Consider the following 25,670-nt stretch of genomic DNA (forward strand, 5'->3'; position numbering starts at 1 on the left):
GCGTCGCGACTTTCTGAGGCGAGGCCTGGCAGCCGTAGGCCTGGGGGCGAGCCTGGTCCGGCCGTCCTGGGCCACGGCCGTGAGCCTGGATAGCCTCGATTTCCAGGCTGCCTGTCAGGCGCTTGAAGCGAGGCTCGGTGGTCAGATCGGTGTGTTTGCGCTGAACACCGAGAACCAGATGCAGCTTGGTTACCGCGCCGATGAGCGCTTCGCCATGTGCTCCACCTTCAAGCTGCTGCTGGCCGCCGCCGTGCTGGCGCGCATCGACGCCGGCCAGCTGCGATCCGATCAACGCCTGCGTTATGGCCCGCGTGATCTGCTGCCGCATGCGCCGGTCACCGGCGCACTGCTGTCGGGCGGCTCGCAATCGGCCTCGCTGACGGTGGCCGAGTTGTGTGCGGCCATCCTGGTGCACAGCGACAACCCGGCCGCCAATCTGCTGCTGCCTTTGGTCGGCGGCCCGCCGGGCCTGACCCGCTTCGCGCGCGAGCAGGGCGACCCGATCACCCGGCTGGACCGCATCGAACCGGCGCTCAACAGCAATGAGCCCGAGGACCCGCGCGACAGCAGTACGCCTGCGGCCTTCGTCAGCCTGCTGGATCGCATTCTTGGCTCCGTGCTGTCGGAGGAGTTGCGACAGCAGCTGCTGGTCTGGATGAATGCCTCGGAGACCGGCCTGCGCCGCTTGCGCGCCGGGGCACCGCAGGGCTGGCCTGCGGCCGACAAGACCGGCACCGGTGCCCGCGGCGCGGTCAACGATGTGGCGGTGTTTTTCCCACCCGACCGCGCGCCCATCCTGATGGCGGTGTTCATGAGCGGCTCCAGCCAGCCGCAGGCCGCGTTGGAGGCGGCCCATGCGGAGCTGGCCACGCGCGCCCTGGCTCAGCTGATTGCGCCGCCGCCGGCAGAGGCGGCGCGCTGAAGGCGGGGCCGATCGGCTCTGGTCGCCCGCCTCACTTGGGCGTGCTGTAGCTCAGGGTGTAAGCGCCGCCACCCGCATAGGACTTGATCTGGAAGTAGTAGAAGCCGGCGGCGCCTGTGTAGCTGAGGGCTTCGTTGGATGCCGGGCCTTCGGACTTGGCCACCACGGCCCAGCTGCTGCCGTTCCAGCGGTAGAGGTAGAGATCGAAGTCGCTGTTGGCGGGGCCGCTGAGCTGGGCCTTGAACAGGCCTTGCACGGTGGTGCGCAGATAGCCCGGGCTGCCGCCTGGCACGGTGGCGCTGGCACCCGCGCCGCTGAGCGAGCCGCTCACGGTGCTGCCGCCGCCACCGCCGCTCACGGTGATGGTCGCTTGCGCGGTCTTGCTGGCGTCGGCCACGCTGCTGGCCTGGACGCGGTAGCTGCCCGCGACCTGAGGCGCGGTGTAGCGGCCGCTGCTGCTGATGCTGCCGCCGCCGGCATCGAGCACGCGCCAGCTGACCGCCGTGTTGCTGCTGCCGGTGACATTGGCGCTGAACTGCTGGCTGCCGCCGGGGCTGAGGGTCACCGAGGCCGGGGTGATGCTGATGCGGATCTCACTGGCTGGGTTGACCGTCAAGGAAGCGGCACTGCTGCTGACCGAACCCAGCGAGTTGCTGACCAGCACGCTGTAGCTGCCGGCATCGCTGGCTTGCACGGCGCCGATGCTGTAGCTGGCCGAGCTGCTGTTGCTGCCCAGATGGCTGCCGTTCTTGCGCCACTGGTAGCTCAGGCCCGAGCCGCTGGCCTGAACGCTGAAGCTGACCGTCTGGCCGACGTTGGCCACGACGTTCTGCGGCTGGCTGTTGATGACCGGTGCACCGGCGGCGCCCATGCAGGCGCTGTCGATGGTCTTGGGCAGGGTGTAGCCGGTGAAGTCTTCCAGAATGGCCAGGTTCTCTGCGGCGTAGACCCGCGCGATCAGACGCGGCACCTTGGCGCTGCCCAGCTTGGCCGCCCAGCGCTCCGATTGTTTGATGTGGTAGGCATTGCGCAGGAACTGAACCAGCACCCATTTGCGCAGCGTGGGGTCGCTCTTGAGCTTGTCGTAGTAGGCGCTGTGCTTGGACTTGGCCACGCGCAGATACAGCTGCAGATAGCTGGTGTTGGTCAAAGCCAGGTCACGCGAGTTGCTGGCGCCGATGCCGTCGATGAACTCCCCGACCGCCGCCGCCGCCGGCAGGCCCATCAAGCTGGCATTGAGTTCGGCCGTGACGCCGTGCAGGTGGTACTCCCCTTGCTGGGCATTCTTGAGATAGACCTCATCGGTCTCGGACGAGGCGTCATCGGTGATGAGGCTCAAGATCTCCTTGCGCGCAAAGCCGCCGTCGCTGTCGTAGAGATTGAACTTGAGGAACTGCGTCTGCTCGTCAATCCAGGACGAGCTGTAGTTGTTCCATTGCGTCCGTTCGGCCGCCAGGTCCCACATATGGGTCTCTTCATGGATGGCCACCATCAGGGACTCGGCCAGCTTGTTGAAGCTGCTGGTGTCGACGAAGCCCTTGAAGTACTGATCATTGGCTTGAGCGGTGGCCAGGGCCTTGCCGCTGGGCCAGCGGCGGCCGTAGACCCCGGTGATGGTTTGCAGCCAGTTGTTGGCTTGGTAGGACGCCTTCAGGTCGCTGACATCGGCGCTGAAGTTGATGGGCTCGCTGTAGCAGAAGCTGCCTTTGTCGATGTCACCCAAGGCGATGCCTTGCTGGGCGGCCGCTGTGGTCGGGGATGCTGCTGCCGCTTGTGCTTTGCGCATCGGGGCCGACTCGGCCTTCATGGCCAGCTCGGGCCTGCGGTCTTGGCCGCCGCCGCAGGCGCTGAGCGCCAGGGCGGCCAGCAAGGACAAGGTCCATTGCTTGAAGATGTGTCTCATGGAAGTCTCCTTATGTGTTTGAAACATGGCGCTGACGATCGTGCCTGCGCCTGCAGCGGGGGCGTGCCATGGCTGGCGCCGCCCTGCTGTGTCTGTGGTGAGTTCGTTCGAGAGGGCGCGCCAGGGCGCCTCGCTGCGGCTTGGAGCGCAGCGGGCGGGCGTTGGGGCTGGGTGTGGTGAACTAAGGCCTTACTTCGGCAGGGTGTAGCTCAGTGTGAACGCGCCGCTGCCGGCGTAGGACTGGAGCTGCAGGTAGTAGAAGCCGGGCGTTCCGGTGTAGCTGAAGGCCTCGTTGGCGTCCGGTCCTTCAGACTTGGCGACCACGGCCCAGCTGCTGCCATTCCACTTGTACAGGTAGAGGTCGAAGTCGGCGCCGGCCGGGCCCTTGAGCGTGGCGCTGAAGCTGCCCCCGGCGCTGCTTTGGTGGTAGCCCGGGCTGCCGCTGGGGTAGGTCAGGCTGGCGCCTGCCGCCAGCGTGCTGTTCACGGTGCTGCCGCCGCCGTTGTCCGCGGTGACGGTCAAGGTGGCGTTGGCACTGGTGACGCTGCCGGCACTGTTGGCCACGACGACGCTGAACTGCGCGCCGTTGTCGGCGCTGGTGCTGGCGGCGGTCGTGTAGCTGGCCGCTGTGGCGCCGGCGATGGCGCTGCCGTTCCTGCGCCATTGGTAGCTCAGCGGCCCGGTGCCGGCCGCGCTCACCGAGAAGCTGGCCGGGCTGCCCAGGCGAACGCTGACACTGGCCGGCTGGCTGCTGATGGTGGGCGGCAGGACCTCGCTGCTCTTGACCGTCAGCGTGGCTGCCGCGCTGCTCACGCTGCCGGCGCTGTTGCTGACCAGCACCGTGAACTGCCCGCCGTTGTCGCTGAGGCTGGTGGGGCCGGTGCTGTAGCTAGCTGCCGTGGCGCCGGCGATGGCGCTGCCGTTCTTGCGCCATTGATAGCCCAGGCCGTTGCCGCTGGCGCTGACGCTGAAGTTGGCGCTTTGGCCGGCATTGACCGTCACGCTGCGCGGCGGGCTGCTGATCACGGGCAGTGCGTCGCCAGCGCCACCGGTGTAGCTGTCGAACACCACCTTGGCCCGCGCTTCGTTGACGGCATGCCAGGGGTTGGACAGGGCGCGCATGCGCGAGGTTTCGGTCGGGCGGTACTTGCCGCTGGGGCAGTAGTCGGCGCCCTGGAACACCCCGACCGTGCCATTGCTGACCGAGCCCGGGTTGGTCGGCACCGGCGTGGTGGCGGCGATCAACGGCGCCCATTTGACCCCGCTGCGCGTGGCCACGCGGGTGACATTGGCGGCGCGGGGTTCGCTGCTGGTGTCGCAGCTTCCGTTGTCGTATTCGTCGGCCAGCTGGAGCGCGGCATGGCCGATCTCATGCAGGGCGATTTCGATCGACTGGGGGTGCAGGGAGAAGCCGCCGATATTGCCGCTGGCGGCACCGGCATAGGTGCTGCTGTTGACCAGCACGATGATCACATCTCGGCCATTGGCCGGCGCCACGGCCGACACGGCCGCCAGCACCTTGGCCTCGTCGGTGCACACCAGGCGCGCGATATTGAAGCAGCCCACCTGGCTGCCCAGCGCCGAGTTGCGCACCACCCCGCCTTCGCTCACGCCCGACTGGGCGCTCTCGATGTCGACGCGGCGGATGTTCAGCGCGCCCTTGAAGCGGGCGAACAGCGGGTCGGCCAGGATGCCGTCCGACACCCGCTTGGCCGCGGTTTGCCAGGCCGGCATTTCGGCCCGCGTGAAGCCATCGCCGATGATCACGATGTCCATGCGCTGAGCGCTGCTGCCGCTTTCCCAGAGCAGGGTGCTGCCCGTTGGCACGGCGCTCGCCGCCAAGGCGTTTTGCTGCTCTGTGCGTTGAACCAGGGCATCCAGCTCCTTGCGGCCGAGGCGTCGGCCTGGAGTCGCGCTCAGGCCCAGCTGGCTGCGGTATTCGCTCAACTCAATGCTGGCGAGCTGGCTGGGCTCTGGGATGCTCAGTTCGATCGCACCCTGGGCTGCCAGGGGGCGTGACAACTCGATGTGCCCTGTCTCCTCATGGAAGATCTCGGCCGTCTTGCGGCTGGGGTTGGCGACCGAGCGGCGAAACAGCTCCTGCCCTTGGGCATTGCGCCCGATCACGAGCAGGTCGCCCTCGCGCGGCGTTCGCTTGGCGCCTGGCTGGGCAAAGCTGCCGCGTTGGGCATGGCTGATGTCGAGGCTGGTGCTGCCGAGCCTGGCGTCGGCGGACAGCCGCAGCAGCAGGTCTTGGGCCTGTGCCGTGACGGCGAAGAGCGCCAAAGCGGCGCCAGGAATCGAGAGTGAGAGTGGGTTCCAATGCTTCATGGGCATGCTCCATCGGTTGCGGTCGAGCGGGTGGCCCAACCAGGGGATGACGGAGCGCCATGGTCGTGAAACTCAGCGCGGGCGGCTTGTACGGAATGCGCCCAAAACGAAAGAATGGATGCAAACGTGGTTTCGTTGCATCTCGGGACTAACCCGATGGGTCGGCGTGGCCGGCCTGGCCGGGTTCACCAGCGGCTGTAGGGCAGCTTGCTGAGCGCCGAGTTGAAATAGCGCGGGTCCTGGCTGACTTCCTCGCCCAGCCAGTCGGGGCGCTCGAAGGCCTGGTCAGCCTCGCTGAGCTCGATCTCGGCCACCACCAGGCCGGCGTTGTCGCCGAGGAATTCGTCCACTTCCCAGAGCATGCCGGCGTGGCGGATCTCGCGGCGGATCTTCTCGACCCGCGGGCCTTCGCACAGGGCCAGCAGCTCGCGCGCGTCGGCCACCGGCACGGGGTATTCAAATTCGGCCCGGGCCACGCCTTCGCTGCGGCCTTTAATGGTCAGCCAGGCCTGTTCGCCCTTGATGCGCACACGCACCGTGCGCGCCGGGTCGCGGTTCAGATAGCCCTGGCTGATGAACTCGCCGGGGCCGTTGGCCTTCCAGGCCTCGCCGAGGACCAGGAATTTGCGTTCGATTTCGACCGCCATGAGACGTGGCCGATCAGACTCGGGCCATGGCGCGAGCGCAGTCGCGCACCAGGGCAGGCCCTTGGTAAATCAGGCCGGTGTAGATCTGCACCAGGTCGGCGCCGGCTTGCAGCTTGGCGCGAGCGTCTTCGCCGCTCATCACGCCACCCACGCCGATGATGGGGTAGTTGCCCCCCAGGGCCGAGCGCAGCAGGCGGATCACGCGGTTGCTGGCCTCGAACACCGGCCGGCCCGAGAGGCCACCGGTTTCCTCGGCGTGCGTCATGCCTTTGACGGCCTCTCGGGAGATGGTGGTGTTGGTGGCGATCACGCCGTCGATGCCGTTCTTTTGCAGGGTTTGGGCGATCACGGCCACCTGCTCTTCATCCAGATCGGGCGCGATCTTGACGAACATGGGCACCTGGCGCTTGGCATTCGCTTCCAGCTGCAGCTTGCGTTCCTGCAGGCGGCCGAGCAGGGCGTCCAAGGCTTCGTCGCTTTGCAGGGCGCGCAGGTTCTTGGTGTTGGGGCTGGAGATGTTGACGGTGATGTAGTCGGCGTGCGGGAACACACCGTCCAGGCCCAGCAGGTAGTCGCTGGCCGCGTCTTCAATCGGAGTGACCGCGTTCTTGCCGATGTTCAGGCCCAGCAGGCCGCCGGCCGCGCGGAAGCTGTGTGCGCGCTGGACGTTGGCCAGGAAACTGGCCAGGCCTTCGTTGTTGAAACCCAGGCGGTTGATCAGGGCGCCGGCCTCGGGCAGGCGGAACATGCGCGGCTTGTCGTTGCCGGGCTGGCCTTTGGGCGTGACCGTGCCCACCTCGATGAAACCGAAACCCATGGCACCCAGGCCGTCGATGCAGCGGCCGTTCTTGTCCAGGCCGGCGGCCAGGCCGATGCGGTTGGGGAACTTCAGCCCGGCCAGCTCGATCGGATCGGCGATGCGCGGCTGCGACCACAGGCATTGCGCCGGTGTGTTCTGCAGCCGGGCGATGGCGCCCAGCGTCAGCTCATGGGCATGTTCGGGGTCCAGGCCGAACAGAAAAGGGCGGGTGAGGGCGTAGGGGATCAGAGGCATAGCGGGGAATTGTCGCATTGGCCCGACCCCGCCCCCTGCGCAGCTTTGAGCTGCGCAGCCTAGGTGGCTGGCTGGGTGGCCGGTTCGCGGTCCCAGGGCGGCAGCTCGTCCAACTGCTCCAGCAGGTAGTCAATCAAGGCCCGCACCTTGGTGCTGGGCTGGCGGTTGGGCAGGTAGACGGCATAGAGGGTGTCGGCCTCGGCAATGCCGCTGATCGGCCGCCATTCGGGCAGCAGCTGCACCAGCCGGCTCTCGCGCAGATCGGCGCCCACGGCATAGCTGGGCAGCACGGCGATGCCCAATCCCGCCAGTGAGGCCACGCGCAGCGATTCGCTGCTGTTGACGGTCAGGCCGCTCTCAAAACGCAGGGCGCCTTGCACATCGACGCTGTTCTCCTGCCCGCTGCCGGCGTGGCGAAAGCGCCAGCGCTCGGGCGCTTGCAGATAGCCAAAACGCAGGCAGCGGTGCGAAGCCAAGTCGGCCACAGCCTCGGGCTGGCCCGCTTCGGCCAGGTAAGCCGGCGAGGCACAGAGGCGGTAGTGGATGGGTGCCAAGCGCCGCGCCACCAGGCCTGGTGAGGGCGCGCCGGTCAGGCGCAGCACTACATCAAAGCCTTCCTCGGCCAGGTCAACGTAACGGTCATTCAAACCCAGCACCACCTGCAGCTGCGGGTGCTGGCGGCAAAAGCCGGCCAGGAGCGCGGTCAGTTGCAGATTGCCGAAGGAGGTGGATGTGCTCAGGCGCAAGAGGCCGCGCGGTTGTTCGCGCCGGTCGCGCAGCTCGGCGTCCAGGGCCTGGGCATCGTCCAGCAGGCGCAGGGCGCGCTCGTAGACGGCCTGGCCTTCTGGCGTGGGGCTCAGGCTGCGGGTGCTGCGGTGCAGCAAGCGCGTGCCCAGCTCGGCTTCCAGCCGGCTGATCTGCTTGCTCAGCGCCGATTTGCTGCTGCCCACCAGCCGTGCGCCGGCCGAGAAGCTGCGCGTCTCGACGATGCGGACAAAGCTCTGCAAGTCTTCCAAACGCCCCATGTTCACCCGTTCTATGGCCAATTTCGGCGCCGTGATTGTTTCCTTCGTGGAAACTTTGAAATGAAGAGTTGATGGATTGTGGCTTGACTAGCTTGTTTCTACAGTGGCTTCACCTCTTTCTTGTTTCCAGCGAGCGGCGTTTGCGCCGGCACCTGATGAATCCTGCTGCACCGGTCTTGGTTCCCCATCGCTCACCTGCTTCGGCTTCACCCGCCTCGGCGTCATCCGCTGCGGCCGTTCCAACGCGGGCCTTGCCCTGGCTGTTCATTCTGTTCTGGAGCAGCGGCTATCCCATGGGCAAGCTGGGCCTGGCGCACGCGGCACCGCTGAGCCTGCTCAGCCTTCGTTTTGGTTTGGCGGCGCTGCTCTTGGTGGCGATCGCGGGCTTCAGCCGCGCGCCATGGCCGCAGTCGGCGCGGGCCTGGCTGCATCTGGGCGTGGTGGGGCTTTTGATCCAGGTACTGCATTTCGCCGGCGTCTACCAGGCCATGCGCTGGGGCCTGCACAGCGGCGTGGCCGCGCTGCTGATCGGGCTCATGCCCTTGCTGACGGCCCTGGGCGGCCATCTCTGGCTGGCCGAACGCATACGGCCTCGCCAGGCTTGGGGCCTGGCCTTGGGTTTGGCGGGTGTAGGCCTGGTGGTGCTGGCCAAGCCTATCGCCCAGCAGGGTGCGGGGGACGGCGGCACGGCGGGGCTTGCCTACGGCATGGGTCTGCTGGGCTTGGCCGGTTTGGTCCTGGGCACGCTGTACCAGAAGCGCTTCTGCGCCGGCATGGATTTGCGCAGCGGCAGCGCCATCCAGATGACGGTGGCAGCGCTGGCCATGCTGGTGCTTGCTGTGGTGGTCGAGGGCGGCGTGCAGGTCGAGTGGCGCAGCGAGGAGCTTTGGTGGGTGCTGCTGTGGCTGGCCGGGGTCAATTCGATTGGTGCCTTCAGCCTGATGTTCAGCATGGTGCGGCGCGGCTCGGCCAGCCGGGTGGCGGCGCTGTTCTTCCTGATCCCGGCCATGTCCACGCTGATGGGCTGGGCCTTGCTTGGGGAGGCTTTGCCGGTCTTGGCTTTGCTGGGCCTGGCGTTGTCGGCAGCTGCGGTCTTCTTGTCCGCGCGGACACCGGCTTAGGCCCTGCACGGATAATGCCTGCAATGTTTCTTGGAGTTTGAGTCATGCAGTCTCTCGACAACCCCGCAAAGGACCGCGAAATCGGCCGCCGCAGCGATGCTGGCGATGCCAGCACGCTGGACAGCACCCGCACCGATGACACCCGCATCGGCGCCGTTCGCCCCTTGATTTCGCCGGCCCTGCTGCTGGATGAGTTGCCGCCGCCGGACAGTTCGCTGCAGCTGGTCGAGCAAGCACGCCGCGACATCAGCGATGTGCTGCATGGCCGCGATGACCGCCTGCTGGTGGTGGTGGGCCCATGCTCCATCCATGACCACGACCAGGCCATGGACTACGCCCGCTTGCTCAAGGACCTGCGCGCCGAGCTGCAGAAAGACCTGCTGATCGTCATGCGCGTGTACTTCGAAAAGCCGCGCACCACAGTCGGCTGGAAGGGCTACATCAATGACCCGCGCCTGGACGGCAGCTTCCACATGAACGAAGGCCTGCGCCTGGCGCGCAAGCTGCTGCTCGATGTGACGGCCCTGGGCCTGCCGGCCGGTACCGAGTTCCTGGACCTGCTGTCGCCGCAGTACATCAGCGATCTGGTGTCCTGGGGCGCCATCGGCGCGCGCACGACCGAGAGCCAGAGCCACCGCCAGCTGGCTTCCGGCCTGTCCTGCCCCGTGGGCTTCAAGAACGGCACCGACGGCGGCATCAAGGTCGCCAGCGATGCGGTGCAGGCCGCCCAGGCCAGCCATGCTTTCATGGGCATGACCAAGATGGGCGCGGCTGCGATTTTCGAAACCCGCGGCAACGACGACTGCCACATCATTCTGCGCGGTGGCAAGGCGCCCAATTACGACGCGGCGTCTGTTGCCGCGGCCTGCGAGGCCATGCGCAGCGCCGGCCTGCGCGAGCAGGTGATGGTGGACTTCTCGCATGCCAATTCGAGCAAGAAGTTCGAGCGCCAGATTGATGTCGGCCGCGACGTGGCCGCACAGATCGCCGGCGGCGACGCACGCATCACCGGCGTGATGATCGAGTCGCATCTGCAGCCGGGCCGGCAGGACCTGGCTGATGGTCAGACCAAGCACGACCTGTTGCCTGGTGTCTCCATCACCGACGCTTGCCTGGGCTGGTCGCAGACCGAGCCACTGCTGCGCGAACTGGCGGCAGCCGTGCGTGCACGGCGCGGCTGAGAGGCTGAGAACTTTTTACTGCGCGGCTGCCATACGTCGTTGGTCGAATGCTCGGAATCCTCACGTACATAGAGTACGTTCCGGTTCCTGCGCTTCGCCCGCCTAGTCTGACTGCCGCTCGCTACAAAACTTCTCACCCTCTGCGTCCGACCTTCATCAAATCTGGGGCGACCGCGTGCGGTCGCCCTTTTTCTTTCCGGGTCGGGGCTTGGCCCTAGGGATCGGACCGCAGCCCTTCATTTCGCGCCCGCCGGCTGCCGCTGGCACCGCAGCGCTTCGCTTGGTCGCATCGCGCTGGGCCGGCGCCGCAGGTCTTTCTAGAGTTCAGCCATCGTCACTGAACCCCAGAGGTCCTGCCATGAAGAAGTCGAACCGCAAGCCGCTTGCACTGCGCATGTTTTTGTCTCTTGCTTCCTGCGGGCTCGCGCTGAGCGCGGCTCTGGCCTTGAGCCTGCCGGCCGGGCCGGCCTGGGCGGCCGATGTTGTGCCTGCCGCTGGCGCTGCGACGGCCGACATGGAACTGGAGCTGACCGGCATCGCCAGCAGCGAGGGCCAGATCCTGATCAGCGTGTTTGCCTCGCCCGAGGACTGGCTCAAGAAACCGGTGGCCGTCGTGCGCGCCGAGGCCAGCTCGCAAAAAGATGGGCGCCTGCTGATCAAGCTCGGCGCTCTGCCGGCCGGCCGCCTGGCCTTGAACGTGGCCCATGACCTCAACAGCAATGGCCGCTTGGACATGAACGCCATGCGCATGCCCACCGAACCCTTTGCCTTTTCCAACAATGCCACCGGCATGTTCGGTCCGCCGAAGTTCGAGGCGGCGCTGTTCGAGGTGAAGGCCGGTGCGCGCTTGAGCGTGTCTTTGAAGTGACTGGGCAGCGGACGCAACAAGGAGTGGATGCCATGAACATGAAGATGCAAAGACGCGACTGGCTCAAGCTCGGTGTGGCCGGCGGCCTGGCCTGGAGCGGTGTGCAAGAAGCCTTGGCTCAGGGCTTGGCGGCGCCGGCCTTCGCCAGCGCCGCGCCCGAACTGGCCCCGCTGCAGGGCTTGCGAGGCCAGGACCTGGACGCTCGTGACCTGCAGATCGAAGGCCGCCTGCCTGATGGCCTGCGCGGTACCTATTACCGCAACGGCCCCGGCCTGATGGCGCGCGGCGAGGAGCGCTACCGCCATTGGTTCGATGGCGATGGTCTGGTCCAGGCCTGGACCTTCGGCGGTAGCGCCGGTCGGGCCCAGGTGACGCACAAGGCGCGCTTTGTGCAGACGCGCAAGTTCAAGGCCGAGGCGGAAGCCGGGCGTTTCTTGTTGCCAGCCTTTGGCACGGCGATTCCGCCGCGCATGGCCATCCAAAACCCCGACAGCCTCAATGTGGCCAACACCAGCGTGCTGCTGCTGAATGGCCGCCTTCATGCACTCTGGGAAGGCGGCAGCGCCTACGAGTTGGATCCGCAGACCCTGGCCACCCGCGGCCCGCGGGTTTGGTCGCCCGAGTTGGCCGGCATGCCGTTCTCGGCCCACCCCAAGGTGGAGCCGGACGGCACGGTCTGGAACTTTGGCACGGCCGGCGATCGCATGGCGGTCTACCAGATCTCGGCCCAGGGTCAGGTCTTGCGCAGCGAGGTGTTTGATTCACCCGTCCCCGTGCCCATGGTCCACGACTTCGCGGTCTCGCAGCGCTTTCTGGTGTTTCTGCTGCCGCCGATTCAACTGGACATGGCCGCCTTGCGCGGTGGTCAAAGCATGCTGGATTCGATGCGCTGGCAGGCGCAAGACGCGACCCGGGTGCTGGTGGTGGACAAGGCAGATTTCAGCCGCCGTCGGGTCTTCGAAATGCCGGCCAGCCTGGTCTTTCACTTCGGCAACGCATGGGACGAGGGGCCGGCCGGTGCCGAGACCTTGCATCTGGACTATGTGGAGTCTCGTCCCTTGCCTCAGGTCAATGCTGAACTGCGCCAGGTGATGCGCGGTGAGCGGCCGGTGCCGCAGAGTTCGCAGCCGCGCTTCATGCGCTTGCAGATGGGGGCGGCCGCGGCGGGTGCTGCCGGACTCAGCCCCGCATCAGCGGGCCGCATCACGCTGCAGTCGCGCAGCGAATCGGTCGAGTTCCCGGTGGTGGACCCACGCGTGGTCGGCCAGCGCCATCGCCATGTCTACTATCCGACCGCCGTGGACCTGGGCTCACGCTGGGGCTTCAACGGCTTGATGCACCTGGACCTGGACAGCGGCCGCCGCGAACGCTTCGCCTTCGGCCCCGAAGTAGTGCTGGAAGAACATGTGCTGGTGCCCAAGCCCGGCACGCCGCAAGGGGCGGCCGGCGAGGGACAAGGCTGGTTGCTGGGCCTGGGCTATGACTGCCGCCGCCAGCGCAGCTTTGCCAGCGTCTTCGATGCCCAGGCGCTCAGCGCCGGTCCGCTGGCCCGGGTGTGGTTGCCGTACTGGGTCACTTACGGCTTCCACGGCAAGTTCTATGGGGAGGGTGTGAACAGGTGAACAGGTGAACAGGTGAACAGGTGAATCGTGAATCGTGAATCGTGAATCGTGAATCGTGAATCGAGCCGGTGGGCCTGTCACCTGTTCATTCATTCACTCGTTCACTTTGAACCTTCAGCGCTGGCTGCTGCTCAATTCGGCCACCACCGCGTCATTGGTCATGCCGCTGTTCAGGTGCAGGACGCTGCGTTCGCTGTGGGACTCTTCTGCCTCAAAGGCACCGCCGCTGAGGCCCACCACGGTGAGCACGGCGATGGCCGTGATCCAGGATTGTGGGTCGCGCAGCAGGCGCAAGAGACGGGTGACGGGGTTGCGGCCAATACCTGCTCCGACCTTGCCGTTTGCGCGGCTGCCTGGCGTGTTTCTGCCTTGAAAGCTACCTTGGAAGTTGCGTTGAGGCGCTTGACCGACGCGCGCCACCCAGGCGGGCAGGTGGGACGCTTGGCCTTGTGCTTCGTGGGTTTGTGCCGCGGGGGTGGGGTGGGGTGCCAGGTTCATCGTCAGTGCTCCAGAGTCTCAGGTTTGGGCGCGGGCTGCAGATGCGGAAGACCGGGTGTCCCGTCGCAGCGCTGAGGCAACTGTATAAACAAACAGCTGTATGTGCAAACAGTATTTGTTCGAGGGTCTTGCCATGGGGGTATGCGGAGCGCATTCACGGGGGCAGCGCGGTCCAAGCGGGGTTGGGCTGGCGCCTCGTCGATAATGTCGCGGCTGCGGCGTGCTCGAAGCGCGCCGCTCTTTCATTCCCTTTTTGCTCTCGACGCACCATGACCCAAGACGAACTCAAGACCCTGGTTGGCCAAGCCGCTCTGCAATATGTGAAGCCGGGCAGCATCGTCGGCGTCGGTACCGGCTCGACGGTGGACAAGTTCATCGACGCACTGGCCGCCAGCGACATCAAGGTGGCGGGTGCTGTGTCCAGCTCGGTGCGCTCCACCGAGCGCATGAAGGCTCTGGGCATTCCCGTGCTCGATGCCGCCGAGGTGCAAAGCCTGGGCGTTTACATCGACGGTGCCGATGAGATCGACCATGGCGGCCACATGATCAAGGGCGGCGGCGCCGCACTGACGCGCGAGAAGATCGTGGCCGATCTGGCGCAGCAGTTTGTCTGCATTGCCGACGAATCCAAGCTGGTCCAGGCCCTGGGCAAGTTCCCGCTGCCGGTCGAGGTGATTCCCATGGCCGCCGCGCAACTGGCGCGTCGTTTTGCCGCACAGGGCGGCGTGGCTACCCTGCGAGCTGGCGTCGTCACCGACAACGGCTGCCACATCCTCGATGTCACCGGCCTGCAGATCACCGACCCGCGCGCCTTCGAGGCCGATGTCAATCAATGGCCCGGTGTTGTGACCGTCGGTGTGTTCGCGCGCAACCGGGCCTCGGTCTGCCTGCTTGGCACCAGCGAAGGCGTCAAGACACTCAGCTTTGATTGAGTGAGGTGCCCGGCCGGGCTTCTGGGCTGGCCTGGGTGTCTTTGGAGCTCCTGTCAGGGCCAGGCAAAGCACGCGGCCATAGCAGCTGAACACAGGTGCCTCGGTCGGCCGGCCGGTCCGGGCTGATGACCTGGATCTGGCCCCCCATGAGATCGACCACCAAGTTGTGAACCATGGACAAGCCCAGGCCCGCACCACTCTGGCCCAAACGGGTGGAGAAAAAAGGCTCCAGCACCCGCGCCAGATGCTCGGCGGCGACACCGGCGCCGTTGTCATGCCAGTTCAGCTCGATCAGCTCACGGCCTTGGCCCTGACCCAGGTCGGGGCGCAGGCGCAGGGTGAGACGCAGGTGCGGAGGCGGCTCTTGCTGGCCGGCCAGGCCGTGGCTCAAGCTGTTGGCGAACAGCTCTTGAAGCACCTGCACGCAGGCATGGGCGTGGCCGTGGATCTCAAGTGAGGCCGGCATTTCCAGCTGCAGCAGGATCTGTCCTTCCTTGAGCTGGTTTTGCCAGCTGAGGCTCAGCTCCTGAACCAGGGCGCAAAGATCGAAGGTTTGGGCGCTCTCGCTCGTGCCTTGGCTGTCCAGGGACTTGAAGCGCTCCACCAGGGCGGCCACTCTTTGCAGGGAACGGTCCATCAGCGAACTGCCCTTGTGCAAGCCGGCGATCAGCTCGCTGAGCTGGCTGCGTTTGACCGTGCCTGCCGCCATGCTTCGGCTCAAGCCTTCGCCCTGGGCCTGTATGGCGCTGGCGGCCATGCGGGCGTTGCCCAGCGGCGTGTTCATTTCATGGGCCATGCCGGCCACCATGCGTGACAAGGCCAGCTGCTTCTCCTGCTTCATCAGGGCCCGCATGGCCTGCTCCAGCTCGGCCGTGCGTTGTTGCACCTGTGCTTCCAGTTCGTCGTGGGCCCGCTTCAGGGCCGCTTCGGCCGCGGCGCGGATGCTGGCTTCGGCCTGCACCTTGGCCAGGGCCGAGGACAACTCGGCATTGCGCTGAGCCAGCGAGCTTTCGAGCGCAAAGCCATGCTCGGCCAGGCGCTCTTTCTCCTGCATCAGACGGGGGCGCTCGATGACGGCGCTCAAGGTGTCGGACATGTTCTGCGCCAGCTCACGCATGCTGCGCACCTGCTGCTCCAGCAAGGTGTCGGCGGCCCAGAGTGCGTCCTGCAGTTGGCCGCGCTCCTGGCCTAGGATGCGCACCGTGCGCAGCGCCACTTCCGCGGCGGCGGCGTGGTTGAGTCCGCCGTCCTGAAGCGAGCGTGTGATCTCCAGCAGCCCAGTCCAGGCGGTCGTGGCCGCAGCGGTCTGCGTGGGATCTTCGTGCACCTGGATCAAGGCCTCGGCCAAGCGGTACCAGGCCATCCAGCCGGGCCGGCCCTGGTCGACTTGAGGCAAGGCATCGACCCCGCGCAGGGCGTTGCGCGCTTCCTCGACTTCACCCAGCGAGGCCAGCACCACGCACATATTGAGCAGGCTGATCGCCTCCATCATGCGCTGACCTTGCTGCCGGCTCATGTCCAGGGCCTCGCGGTGCAGCTGAAGGGCCTCGCGCCACCAGGTCTGCCGGGCCCGTGCATCCGGGCAGCGTATGCCCATGTTGTAAGCGGCGCCGGCGGCCCCCGAGAGCAGACGGTAGCCGAAGCTGCGCTCGCGGTTGCCGGGCAGGCTCAGCTGGGCCTGGCAAGAGCGGTAGAGCTCCTCATACATCTGCGCATGGAAGAGCACATAGTGGCGCGACTCGAGCATCATCTGCTCGAGCTCGGGCTCGCCACTTTCGGCGTAGAGCCGGGCCGCCATGCCAACGCTGTGCAGGGCCGCCGGGTGCAGCATCAGAAAGCTCTGCAGCGTCTGCATGACACGCCAGACCGCCGCTTCACACAGCGGCTTCTTCAAGCCCTGGGCCAAGCTCATCAGCTCGCTGCAGCGCTGCAGGGCCAGCAGCGCCTGCTGCGGCTCGTTGCGCAGATCGAGCAGCAAGGTGTAGGCCTCGATCTCGACCGCCTCGGCGCTGCTCGGCCCCTGGGTCTGCAGCAGGCGCAACTCTTCTTTGGCCTGCAGGTCCAACCAGCCGATCAGGGCATGGCGCAAGCGGGCCAGACGTTCCCCGACCGTTCCGACCGTGTTGTTGCTGCTGCTGCTGGGCGCTTCATTGGCCTGGGGCTGCGGATTTGCGGGCTGGGTACTGCGACTGCTGCTCATGTGTCTGTTCAAGTGCGGTGCTGTGCTTCGCCCAGTGGCATGGGCACATCATCCGGAATGGCGGCTGCGGCGCGGTTGGGTCGGGCGGGCAGCTCGATGGCCACTCGGCAGCCCTGGCCGGCTTCGCTGTGTACGGCCATGCGCCCTCCCATCAGGGCGCAGACCAGGCTGTGCACCGTGCTCAGGCCCAAGCCGCTGCCGCCCTGGCCGAGCCGGGCGCTGAAGAAGGGCTCCAGCACATGGGGCAGATGCTCGGGCGGAATGCCCGGCCCGTCGTCTTGCCAATCCAAGCCGAGCAGGGGCTCACCCGCCTTGAGGCCCAGCTTGACCACGATGCGGCCAGCGTTGCGTCCTGCCCAAGCATGCTGAATGCTGTTGTCAAAGAGCTGCTCCAGCACTTCGTGCAGGGCGCGCCGATGACCGTGCCAGGGCAGGGTGGGCGGCAGGCCGCAGAGCTCCAGCTGAAAACCTGCGCCCGGCAGCCGGCCGCGCCAAACCTCAGCCCATTCACGCAGCTGCACTGCCAGATCGAAGTCCTGGGCGACTTCCTGGTGCTGGCTGATGGCCAGGGCCTTGAAGCGCTCGACCAACTGGCCGGCGCGCGCCAGGCCGCGGTCCACCATGGCACTGCCTTCTTGCAGGCGCGCGAGGCCTTGGTCTAAATCGCTGCGTCGCAGCAGGCCGTCGCGGGCCTGCTGGCGCAAGGACTGGCATTGGTCCTGCATGGTGCTGGCCGCCATGCGCGCATTGCCGAGCGGGGTGTTCATCTCATGCGCCACGCCGACCACCATGCGCGAGAGCGCCAGCTGCTTTTCCTGTTGCATCAAGGTGCGTAGGGCGACCTCCAGCTCGGCCGTGCGCTGCAGCACCTGGGCTTCCAGCTCATCATGGGCACGCTTCAGGGCCGCTTCTGCCGCCGCGCGGATGCTGGCCTCGGCCTGCACCTTGGCCAAGGCATGGCTGAGCTCCTGGTTGCGCTGAGCGAGCGACTGCTCCAGCTCGCTGCCGTGGCGGCTCAGCAGCTCATTCGCCTGCAAGAGGCGCGGCCGTTCCATCACGGCTTGGACGGTCTCACCGAGTGCGCGTGAGAGCTCGCGTTTGCGCTCGCGTTCCTGCTGCAGCTGGGTCAGGCTGGCCCGCAAGGCCTGGTCCATAAAGCCCCAGCGCTCACCGAAATAGCGCAGGGCGTGCAGTACTGCATCGCGGTGCCCGACGCTGATCGCCGGCGCTTTGCTCAGCTCAGCGTCGAGCGCCAGCAGGGCATGCCAGGCCTCGTCTCGCCCGCCTTCGCGGCAGCGCAGCAGCACGCCGCACAGGCGCTCCCACAGCAGCCAGGACGGCTGCAACGGGCCGTCGCCGGCCTGGGCATGAAGCCGGCTGAGATGCTCTCGGCAGGCGCTGCCGTGGCCCAAGGTGGCGTGCACCACCGCCAGGTTCAAGTGGGCCACCAGCTCGGCATAGCCCAGACCATGGGCCTGTGTCAGGCACAGGCTTTCCTGATGGAGCGCCAGGCATTCCTCCCAGAAGCGGCGAGCCTGGCTGGCGTCGACCTCTTCATTGGCGAGGTAATAGGCCGCCGAGGCTGCATTGTTGAGCACCAGCTGCTGCAAAGCCGGCGGCAGCTCGGCACGCTGCTGCAGCAAGGCCGCGCTGGTCTGGCGCAGCTCCGGGTACATCTCGGCCATGAAGAGCACGGGGCAGCGCGCCACACGCATCAGCTGCGCCAGATCGAGGCGCTCGGCTTGCTCGTACAAGGCCGCCGCGTGGGCAATGCTTTCCAGGGCCGCATGGTGAAGCTTGAGCCGCGTCTGCACCCACTGGATGGCTCGCCAGCAAGCGGCTTCGGCCAGCTTGAAGCCGTGGGCCTGGGACAGATCGAGCAGGTCCCGACCCTTGAGCAGCAGGTCTTGAGGCTCGACTGCGGGCGCCGTCGCGAGGGCGAGCAGTCGGAAGGCCTCGAGTTCTAGCGCTTGCTCGGTCGTCAAGGCCTGGTCCTGCAACTGGCTCAGGCGCTCGGCAAAGAAGGACTGCTCGAAGCTGGTGGCATGAGAGCGTGCCTGCTCCAGCGTCCGGTCGATGGCGCCGCCCTCGCTCAGGGGCGCGGTGTTGGGCATGCCAGGGCGGTCGATGTCGCTCATGTCGGCCTGGAGAGTGGACGGCTGGCGCCCGCGGCAAATCGGGGCGCTGGGGTCCATGCTAAGCGAGGGCGTGGCGGCTCGCCTATCGCACAACCGACGCTTTGCGAAAACTGTGCAGCTTTTGTCGCATCGGCGCAGTGTTAACAGGCCATAGACGCCGGGTTGCGCATTCAGCCCGCGCTGCGGCCCTGTCGCTGCCGGCGCAGCAGGAAGCGCGCCGGGTCAATGGCCTCAATCAGGCTGGCCGGCAAGGGCACCGGTGCCCCGGTCACCTGTGCCGCCAGCACCTGCGCGCACAAGGCCGCCCAGCCGATGCCACGGGAGCCCAGGGCCATGCAGACCGCCAGGCCGGTCCGGCGCGGCATGAATCGGAGCTGGTCCGGCAGGGCGCTGGCCGACTCCTCAGTAGATGGAGCCGGTGCAGTCTGTGTCAGGCCACCGACCAGCGGCAGGCGGTCCGGCGTGGCCAGGCGCCAGCCCACGCGGCCGCCGCTGGCTTGCAGGCGCTCGGCTTGAGCCAGGCCCAAGCCGGCCAGGTCGGCGAACTGGCCCAGGTTGTGCGCATGGTCGGCGACCCTCAACTCGGCCTCCGGGTCGTTTTCTTGGCTGGTGGCGCCGCACCAGAAGCCCTTGTCAGGGTCAGCGATGGCATAGCCTTGCCCGGCCACCGGCCGCAGCGGTCGAGGCCCACCCTCGGCCACATGGCTGAGCTGGCCGCGCAGGCGCAGAAGCGGCAGATCCGGGGCCAGGTCTTGCAGCAAGGCCTGCGCCCGGTGGCCGCCCGCCAACACCAGCAGCGGGGCCTCGCCGAGCAATTGCCCGTCCGCCCCCCAAGCCTGCCAGCTGGCATCCGTGTTTTGGCTGAGGCGCAGCACCGGACTGTGCCAGCGCAGCGCCGCGCGGCTGTGTGCCAGCAGGGCTGCGACATAGGCGGCCGGCGGCAAGGCGCCACCGCCGGGGTAGAACCAGGCCGGCCGGTCCAGGGCCAGGCCGCTGAGCGCTTGCGCCTGCGCTGCATCCATTGCCTGGACATAGTCGGGCGGCAGGCTCAGCCGCTCGATCAAGGCCTGCATCTGCACGGCATCACGTTCGCTCTCGACGCGCAGCAGCCCGCGCTGCAGCCAGGGCAAATCGGGCAGGCTGCGCAGCACCCGCTCGGTCTCCAAGGCAGCGGCGCGGTTGAAGCGGGCGTGGATGCCGTCGTCGGGGTTGAGGGTGCCGTGGAACAAGCCACCCGGGTTGCCCGAGCTGGCCTGGGCCGGCCCGCCATGCTCATCGATCACCGTGCACGCAATGCCGCGCTGCGCCAAGGCCCAGGCGCAGGCTGCACCGGCCAGACCCGCGCCCAGCACCAGGGCCGTGCGCGCGCCCGGCGCCAGGGCGGCCCTGGCGGCTGGCTTCTGCAGCTGATGGCGCGGCAGATAGCGGGCCACACACATGCCACCCTTGTTGGCAAAGCCACGCTGGCGCTCGACCTCGAAGCCGGCTGCCGTCAGACCCTCGCGCACCTGCGGCGCCACGCTCCAGCTGCCGGCCGTGGCGCCAGGAGCTGCATGGCGGCCCAGAGCCTTGAGCAGGTGGCGGTCCCACATCTCCGGGTTCTGCTGTGGGTTGAAACCGTCCAGGTAAAAGGCATCGACCTCGGCCACCAGTTCGCGCAGCCAGTGCTGGGCGTCCCCGAAGCACAGCAGCAGCTGCACCTGGCCTTGCTCGAAGCTGAGGCGGTGCAGATCGGGCGTCAGCGGTGGCCAGGCGGCCAGCAGCGCCGCCGCCTGCTCGGGCAGCTCGCTCTGTGCATGGGCGCGTGTCAGGTCGGCGCGCAGCACGGGGTGCTTCTCGATGCTGATGAAGACCAGGCGCTCGCAGCGCTGCGAGTCCTGGCGCCAGGCCTCCCAGGTGGCCAGGAAGTTGTTGCCCAGGCCGAAGCCGGTCTCCAGGATCACGAACTCATCGCGCCCGGCCCAGCGACCGGGCAGGCCGTTGGCGCCGAGAAAGACATGGCGGGCCTGGGCCAGGGCGCCGGCGCGGCTGTGATAGACATCGCCGAAATCCGGCGCCAGCGGTGCGCTGGGGTCGGCGAAGTCGATGCGGGCGGGTGTCAGTGTGACGAGCTTCTTGTTTCGGATCGACATCGTCAGCTCAGAAAAGGCAGCAGCAGCCACAGCAGGGCGGCGGCCAGCGCCAGGGAGCTGAACAGCACCGAGGCCACGATCAGGGCGAAGCGCGGGCCGCCCGCCAGCCAGGCGGTCAGGCTGCGCGTCAGGCTGTTGCTGGCGATGGCGGCCAGCACACCCTGGCACATCAGGCGGGCGTCGATCTGGCCGGCATGGGCCAGGCCGGCCAGTGAAGCCACCGGCGCGTGGGCATCGGCCAGACCGGTCAGCGCCACCGCGCCGAACAGGCCCGAGCTGCCGAAGCGCTGCTCGGCCCAGCTGACCACCACGGTCACCACGCTCAAAAGCAAGGCAATCAGTGCCGCTTCCTTCAGCCGCAGCGGCCCGCCGCGCTGCACGGCCTTGGCCGTCGCGGGCGCTGCGTCGCTGGCTTGCGCTTTCTGAGTAAGGCGGGCCTGGCGAGCCAATAGCAAACCGGCCCCGCCAGCCACCGCGATACCGGCCCCGCCCATGGGCAGAAAACTCATGGCCGCCTCCGGTGCCAGGGCCAGCAGCATCAAGCTGGCCTGCAGCCAGGTGGCCGCGCTGGACATGACAGCGCCGGCCGCACAGGCCAGGAACAGCGGCGGTTCGGCGCGCGCGCGCTGGCCCATGGCGGCGATGGTGGCGGTGCTGGATACCAGACCCGACATCAAGCCCGAAAGCGCCAAGCCGGTCTGCGCACCCAGCAGACGCAGCGCCACATAACCGAAAGCCTGCAGGCCCAGCAGCAAGAGCATCAGGCCCATCAGCGAATGTGCCTTCATGCCCGCCAGCCAGGGCAGGGGCTCGGTCGGCATCAGGGGCAGCACGACCAGGGCCAGGGCTGCCAGCAGCAGTCCGTCGTGCAATTCATCCTCGCGCAGCATGCGGGTGGCAAAGCGGTGCAGGGCGGTGCGGGCGCTGAGCAAGGCGGTCAGGGTGACCGCGGCCGGTGCGCCCAGCAGCGGCGCTTGCACGCACAGCACGCCGATGAGATAGGTCGCCAGCAGGGCCATCTCGGTGGTCAGACCCGGGTCTCGCTCGCTGCTGCGGAAGTAGGCCATGGCCGCCAGCACCGTGATCGCCAGCGCGCCCACCGCCACCAAGCCCGGCACAGCCAGGCCATGAGCCAAGGCGCCGGCCAGGGCGGCGATGGTGAAGGTGCGCAGGCCGGCAGGCTCTTGGGCACGCGTGCCCGCGTGGCCTCGGCCTTTGTGGCGCTCGCGCTCCAGTCCGATCAAGAGCCCGCTGCCCAGGGCGGCCATCAAGCCCATGGCCAAGCCAGCTTGGGCACCAAATGCTTGTTCCAGCAGATTCATCCGAGCTCGACCGTTTCCCCATGTTGCGGCACGCGCACGCGCCAACCGAGTTCGTCTTGAATGCGGCTGCGCAAGGCGTCGCTGGCGCCCGGTTCACCGTGCACCACGAAGACCTGCTCGGGCGCGCGCTTGAAGCCGCGCAGCCAGGCCATCAGGCCGTCGGCGTCGGCATGGCCGGAGAAGCCTTCGAGATGGCTGATCTCGGCATTGACCGGCACATACTGGCCATGCAGCTTGATCTGGCGTTCGCCGGCCACCATCTTGGCGCCGCGGCTGCCGCCGACCTGGAAGCCCGGGAAGGCGATGTGGTGGCGGGCCTGCGGCGCCATGGTCTCGATGTGGTTGAGCACGCGGCCGCCGGTGGCCATGCCACTGGCCGAGATGATGATGGAAGGCCGGGTGCGCGGGCTGCTCATGCTGCGCGCCAGCTTCATGGACTCGGCCGATTTGCTGATGACGGTGACACCGTCGCACAAGCCCTGGGCGTCGGACGGGGAGATGCGCAGCAGCTTCTTGTGCTTGAGGGTCAGCTCTGTGGCCTCGATGGCCATGGGGCTGTCCAGGTAGATGGGCACATCCTGGCTCAGCTCACCCGCTTCGCGCAGACGCTGCAGCACCAGCAGCAGGGCTTGCGCCCGGCCGACCGCGAAACTGGGCAGCAGGACGCTGCCGCCGCGCTGGAAGGTCTGCCGCAGGACTTGCGCCAGGCGTGCCTGCACGTCCTCGGGCGGGTGCTGGCGGTTGCCGTAGGTCGATTCGATCAGCAGCACATCGGCCTCTTCCAGACGCTGCGGCGCCGGCATCAGCAAATCATTGCTGCGGCCGACATCGCCGCTGTAGACCAGGGTCTTGCCGCCATGGCGCACCGTGATGGCACAGGCGCCCAGCAGGTGGCCGACCGGCGTGAAGCGGATCTCGGCCTTGCCGAGCTTGAGGCGGCCGTCGCGGTGGACGCCGACGAAATGCTCGATCACCTTCTTGGTTTCGCTGACGGTGTAGAGCGGCAGGGCTTTCTCATGCTTGGAGGTGCCGTGGCGGTTGGCCTGGCGTGCGTCTTCTTCCTGCAGATGGGCGCTGTCCAGCAGCAACACCTCACACAGGTCCCGGGTGGCCGAGGTGGAAAAGACCTGACCCCGGAAACCCTGGCGGCGCAGCGCCGGGATGTAGCCGCTGTGGTCGAGGTGGGCATGGCTGAGCAGCACCGCATCGACGCTGGCAGCCGCCACGCCCAGCGGTGCCCAGTTGCGTTCGCGCAGGGTCTTGAAGCCCTGGAACAGTCCGCAATCGAGCAGCAGGCGCTGCTTGCCCAGTTCCAGCAAATGGCGCGAACCGGTGACGCAGTCGGCGGCGCCGAGAAAGGTCAGCTTCATGAGGGCAGGGCTCCCAGGTTTTGCAAGGCATCGGATTCCAGCACCTGTACGGCCGGCCCGTCTTGATGCAGGGCAAGGGTGAGTGCCCGCGCCACGGTGTCCGCTTGAATCGGCCGCCAGCGTGCTGGTAGCAGGGGGCTCAAAGGGCGCAGCAAGCGCTGGCCCCAAGCCTCGCCGGCACGGTGTGGCTGGCCCAGGCCGCCGCGTTCGCCGAGCAGAAGGGCCGGGCGGGCGATCACCAGGCGCTTGAAGTGCAAGCCCATCAAGGCCTGCTCCATCTCACCTTTGACGCGGTTGTAGAACACCCGCGAGCTCGGGGCGGCCCCCATGGCCGAGACGACGGCGCAGCGGCGTGCACCACCGGCCCGGGCGACCCGGGCGACGTGGAGCACAGCGTCGAAGTCCACCTCGCGGAAGGCTTCTTGTGAGCCCGCCGCAGCAATCGTGGTGCCCAGGGTGATGTAGAGCTCGTCCGGTGCCGGAATATGGGCCGGGCCCAGATCGGGGCGGCCGAAGTTGACGCGCTGGGGATGCAGGTTCGCGTGGCGGCCCAGTTCTGGCGCGTCGCGACGCAGCAGGGCGTGGACTTCCAGCGGCCGGGCCAAAAGCTCGGCCAGCAGCGCGCGGCCGACCAGGCCGGTGGCGCCGGCGATCCAGACCTTGGGCATGTGTGGGCTCAAGCGATGACTCCAATCCGCGATATGCGTGGCCTGCATCCTACGTCCGCGCGGCCATGAAAAAAGCCCGGCGTGGGCCGGGCTCGGGTCAGGGCTGAAACGTGTTCAGCGCTTGGGGCTGGTCAGGCGTGAGCCTTGGCCGCGGCCTGCGCCACCACCACCACCGCCGCCACCACCACCTTGGGGACGGCCGCCGCCACCGCCGGCCGGGCGGCCTGCCGAGGGACGTCCACCGCCACCACCGCCGCCACCGCCGGAGCGACCTTGCGGCGCGGCCGAGCGCGGGGCGCCGCCGTCACGGCTCTGGCCCGGTGCGCCACCGGGGCGCGCGCCGGGGCGGCCACCGCCACCACCACCGCCGCGCGAGTTGCCGCCACGGCCACCGCCGCCGGAGCGGCTGCCGTTGGTGTTCAGGATCATGCGGCCCAGCACGATGGGCTCGGGGCGCTCGCTCGGGTCGGGTGCGAAGCCGGCCACGATTTCCTTGGGGATCTCGCGCTTGATCAGCTTTTCGATCTCGCGCAGGAAGCCGTTCTCGTCCACGCAGACCAGGCTGACCGCCTCGCCCTGGGCGCCGGCGCGGCCGGTGCGGCCGATGCGGTGCACATAGTCCTCGGGGACATTGGGCAGTTCGTAGTTGACGACGTGGGGCAGCTGGTCGATGTCGATACCGCGCGCGGCGATGTCGGTCGCCACCAGGCAGGTCAGCTCACCGCTCTTGAAGTCGGCGAGGGCCTTGGTGCGTGCACCTTGGCTCTTGTTGCCGTGGATGGCCATGGCACTGATGCCCTGGTCATTCAGGTAGTCGGTCAGGCGGTTGGCGCCATGCTTCATGCGCGTGAACACCAGCACCTGGTGCCAAGGCGCTCCGTCCAGGCCGCCCTTGATCAGGTGGACCAGCAGTTCCTTCTTGCGCTCGCGGCCGACCGGGTGGACCTTCTGCGCAATCGACTCGTTGGTCTGGTTGCGGCGGGCCACTTCGATCAGGGCGGGCTGGTTCAGCAGGCGGTCGGCCAGGTTCTTGATGTCATCGCTGAAAGTGGCGCTGAACAGCAGCGACTGCTTCTTCGCGGGCAGCAGGGCCAGGACCTTCTTGATGTCATGCACAAAGCCCATGTCCAGCATGCGGTCGGCTTCGTCCAGCACCAGGATCTGCACTTGTGAGAGATCCAGCGTGCCTTGCTGCGCATGGTCGAGCAGGCGGCCGGGGGTGGCCACCAGGATGTCGACGCCGTCACGCAGACGGTTGATTTGCGGCTGCATGCCCACGCCGCCGAACATGACCATGCTCTTCAGGGGCAGGTACTTGCCGTAGGTCTTGACGCTTTCTTCGACCTGGGCCGCAAGTTCGCGGGTGGGGGTCAGCACCAGGGCGCGGATGGCGGGCTTGCCGCGCTTGTTCAGCACCGGAGCGCCTTCGCTCAAGCGGTGCAGCAGGGGCAGGGTGAAGCCGGCGGTCTTGCCGGTGCCGGTCTGGGCGCCGGCCATCAGGTCGCCGCCTTGCATGACGGCGGGGATCGCTTGTGCTTGGATCGGGGTGGGGGTGGTGTAGCCGGCGTCGGCGATGGCCTTCAGCAGGGGCGCGGCAAGGCCCAAAGATTCAAATGTCATTGATTGCTTGTTGAGCGCAACTCATCGGGTGCTGGGCCGCGTGCACGGGGTGCATCGCCAGTCTTCGAGCCTGCGAAAAGGAGGGGCGCTGGAGCTCAAAAAAATGAACGCCACGG

At 67.5% G+C, this 25,670-nt stretch carries 19 protein-coding genes; 6 read left to right on the top strand and 13 right to left on the bottom strand.

The genetic code is table 11. From position 1 onward, the window contains the following. Positions 1-79 precede the first annotated feature (79 nt). On the top strand, positions 80-922 hold the full coding sequence (gene bla, locus LNV28_RS20630; protein WP_263520464.1) for a class A beta-lactamase: 843 nt from the start codon (positions 80-82) through the stop codon (positions 920-922). Positions 923-953: 31 nt separating this feature from the next. On the opposite strand, the gene LNV28_RS20635 is transcribed toward bla, so the two are convergent. From LNV28_RS20635 to LNV28_RS20655, 5 genes are all read right to left on the bottom strand, one after another. Beyond that, positions 954-2,825 (bottom strand): immunoglobulin domain-containing protein, encoded by a 1,872-nt coding sequence (locus tag LNV28_RS20635; protein ID WP_263520465.1) that lies wholly within the window; start codon positions 2,823-2,825, stop codon positions 954-956. A 189-nt stretch (positions 2,826-3,014) separates the two neighbouring features. Then, positions 3,015-5,156: a M64 family metallopeptidase gene (locus LNV28_RS20640; RefSeq protein WP_263520466.1), complete on the bottom strand. Its 2,142-nt coding sequence runs from the start codon at positions 5,154-5,156 to the stop codon at positions 3,015-3,017. Positions 5,157-5,341: 185 nt separating this feature from the next. Then, entirely contained in the window at positions 5,342-5,803 is a 462-nt protein-coding gene (locus tag LNV28_RS20645; RefSeq protein ID WP_263520467.1) for a CYTH domain-containing protein, read from the bottom strand. Between the two features lie 13 nt (positions 5,804-5,816). Beyond that, the gene (locus LNV28_RS20650; RefSeq protein WP_263520468.1) at positions 5,817-6,857 is read right to left on the bottom strand and encodes a quinone-dependent dihydroorotate dehydrogenase; all 1,041 of its coding nucleotides are present in this window, start codon (positions 6,855-6,857) and stop codon (positions 5,817-5,819) included. 59 nt (positions 6,858-6,916) lie between these two features. Continuing rightward, a complete protein-coding gene (locus LNV28_RS20655) occupies positions 6,917-7,882 on the bottom strand; it encodes a LysR family transcriptional regulator (protein ID WP_263520469.1) in 966 nt (321 codons plus the stop codon). A gap of 251 nt (positions 7,883-8,133) precedes the next feature. Here LNV28_RS20655 and LNV28_RS20660 point away from each other — a divergent pair, with 251 nt between their 5' ends. From LNV28_RS20660 to LNV28_RS20675, 4 genes are all read left to right on the top strand, one after another. Next, a complete protein-coding gene (locus LNV28_RS20660) occupies positions 8,134-9,003 on the top strand; it encodes a DMT family transporter (RefSeq protein WP_263520470.1) in 870 nt (289 codons plus the stop codon). Positions 9,004-9,047: 44 nt separating this feature from the next. Further along, entirely contained in the window at positions 9,048-10,184 is a 1,137-nt protein-coding gene (locus LNV28_RS20665) for a 3-deoxy-7-phosphoheptulonate synthase (protein ID WP_263520471.1), read from the top strand. 358 nt (positions 10,185-10,542) lie between these two features. Beyond that, positions 10,543-11,052 carry a DUF2141 domain-containing protein gene (locus tag LNV28_RS20670; protein WP_263520472.1) on the top strand — a complete coding sequence of 170 codons (510 nt, stop codon included), beginning with the start codon at positions 10,543-10,545 and terminating at the stop codon, positions 11,050-11,052. Between the two features lie 32 nt (positions 11,053-11,084). Further along, positions 11,085-12,674: a carotenoid oxygenase family protein gene (locus tag LNV28_RS20675; protein ID WP_263520473.1), complete on the top strand. Its 1,590-nt coding sequence runs from the start codon at positions 11,085-11,087 to the stop codon at positions 12,672-12,674. 114 nt (positions 12,675-12,788) lie between these two features. On the opposite strand, the gene LNV28_RS20680 is transcribed toward LNV28_RS20675, so the two are convergent. Then, positions 12,789-13,172, bottom strand: coding sequence for a hypothetical protein (locus LNV28_RS20680; RefSeq protein ID WP_263520474.1), 384 nt, complete (start codon positions 13,170-13,172; stop codon positions 12,789-12,791). A 269-nt stretch (positions 13,173-13,441) separates the two neighbouring features. Between LNV28_RS20680 and rpiA the strand changes: the two genes are divergently transcribed. Continuing rightward, positions 13,442-14,104 carry a ribose-5-phosphate isomerase RpiA gene (rpiA, locus tag LNV28_RS20685; RefSeq protein WP_263520475.1) on the top strand — a complete coding sequence of 221 codons (663 nt, stop codon included), beginning with the start codon at positions 13,442-13,444 and terminating at the stop codon, positions 14,102-14,104. On the opposite strand, the gene LNV28_RS20690 is transcribed toward rpiA, so the two are convergent. From LNV28_RS20690 to LNV28_RS20720, 7 genes are all read right to left on the bottom strand, one after another. Continuing rightward, positions 14,091-16,304 carry a sensor histidine kinase gene (locus tag LNV28_RS20690; RefSeq protein ID WP_263520476.1) on the bottom strand — a complete coding sequence of 738 codons (2,214 nt, stop codon included), beginning with the start codon at positions 16,302-16,304 and terminating at the stop codon, positions 14,091-14,093. The genes rpiA and LNV28_RS20690 overlap by 14 nt on opposite strands. Before the next feature lie 8 nt (positions 16,305-16,312). Then, a complete protein-coding gene (locus LNV28_RS20695) occupies positions 16,313-18,442 on the bottom strand; it encodes a sensor histidine kinase (protein WP_263520477.1) in 2,130 nt (709 codons plus the stop codon). Positions 18,443-18,612: 170 nt separating this feature from the next. Next, positions 18,613-20,574 carry a bifunctional tRNA (5-methylaminomethyl-2-thiouridine)(34)-methyltransferase MnmC2/FAD-dependent 5-carboxymethylaminomethyl-2-thiouridine(34) oxidoreductase MnmC1 gene (gene mnmC / locus LNV28_RS20700; protein ID WP_263520478.1) on the bottom strand — a complete coding sequence of 654 codons (1,962 nt, stop codon included), beginning with the start codon at positions 20,572-20,574 and terminating at the stop codon, positions 18,613-18,615. A 2-nt stretch (positions 20,575-20,576) separates the two neighbouring features. Then, complete coding sequence (locus LNV28_RS20705) at positions 20,577-21,896, bottom strand: MgtC/SapB family protein (RefSeq protein WP_263520479.1); 1,320 nt, start codon at positions 21,894-21,896, stop codon at positions 20,577-20,579. Continuing rightward, positions 21,893-23,266 (bottom strand): MBL fold metallo-hydrolase RNA specificity domain-containing protein, encoded by a 1,374-nt coding sequence (locus LNV28_RS20710; RefSeq protein WP_263520480.1) that lies wholly within the window; start codon positions 23,264-23,266, stop codon positions 21,893-21,895. Before LNV28_RS20710 ends, LNV28_RS20705 begins: the two co-directional genes overlap by 4 nt. After that, positions 23,263-23,946 (bottom strand): NAD(P)H-binding protein, encoded by a 684-nt coding sequence (locus tag LNV28_RS20715; protein ID WP_263520481.1) that lies wholly within the window; start codon positions 23,944-23,946, stop codon positions 23,263-23,265. The genes LNV28_RS20710 and LNV28_RS20715 overlap by 4 nt, the downstream gene beginning before the upstream one ends. A 102-nt stretch (positions 23,947-24,048) precedes the next feature. Continuing rightward, on the bottom strand, positions 24,049-25,554 hold the full coding sequence (locus tag LNV28_RS20720) for a DEAD/DEAH box helicase (RefSeq protein ID WP_263520482.1): 1,506 nt from the start codon (positions 25,552-25,554) through the stop codon (positions 24,049-24,051). Positions 25,555-25,670 lie beyond the last annotated feature (116 nt).

It is taken from the genome of Paucibacter sp. DJ2R-2 (assembly GCF_025717675.1).
In the GTDB taxonomy this organism is placed as follows: Bacteria; Pseudomonadota; Gammaproteobacteria; order Burkholderiales; family Burkholderiaceae_C; genus Paucibacter_A.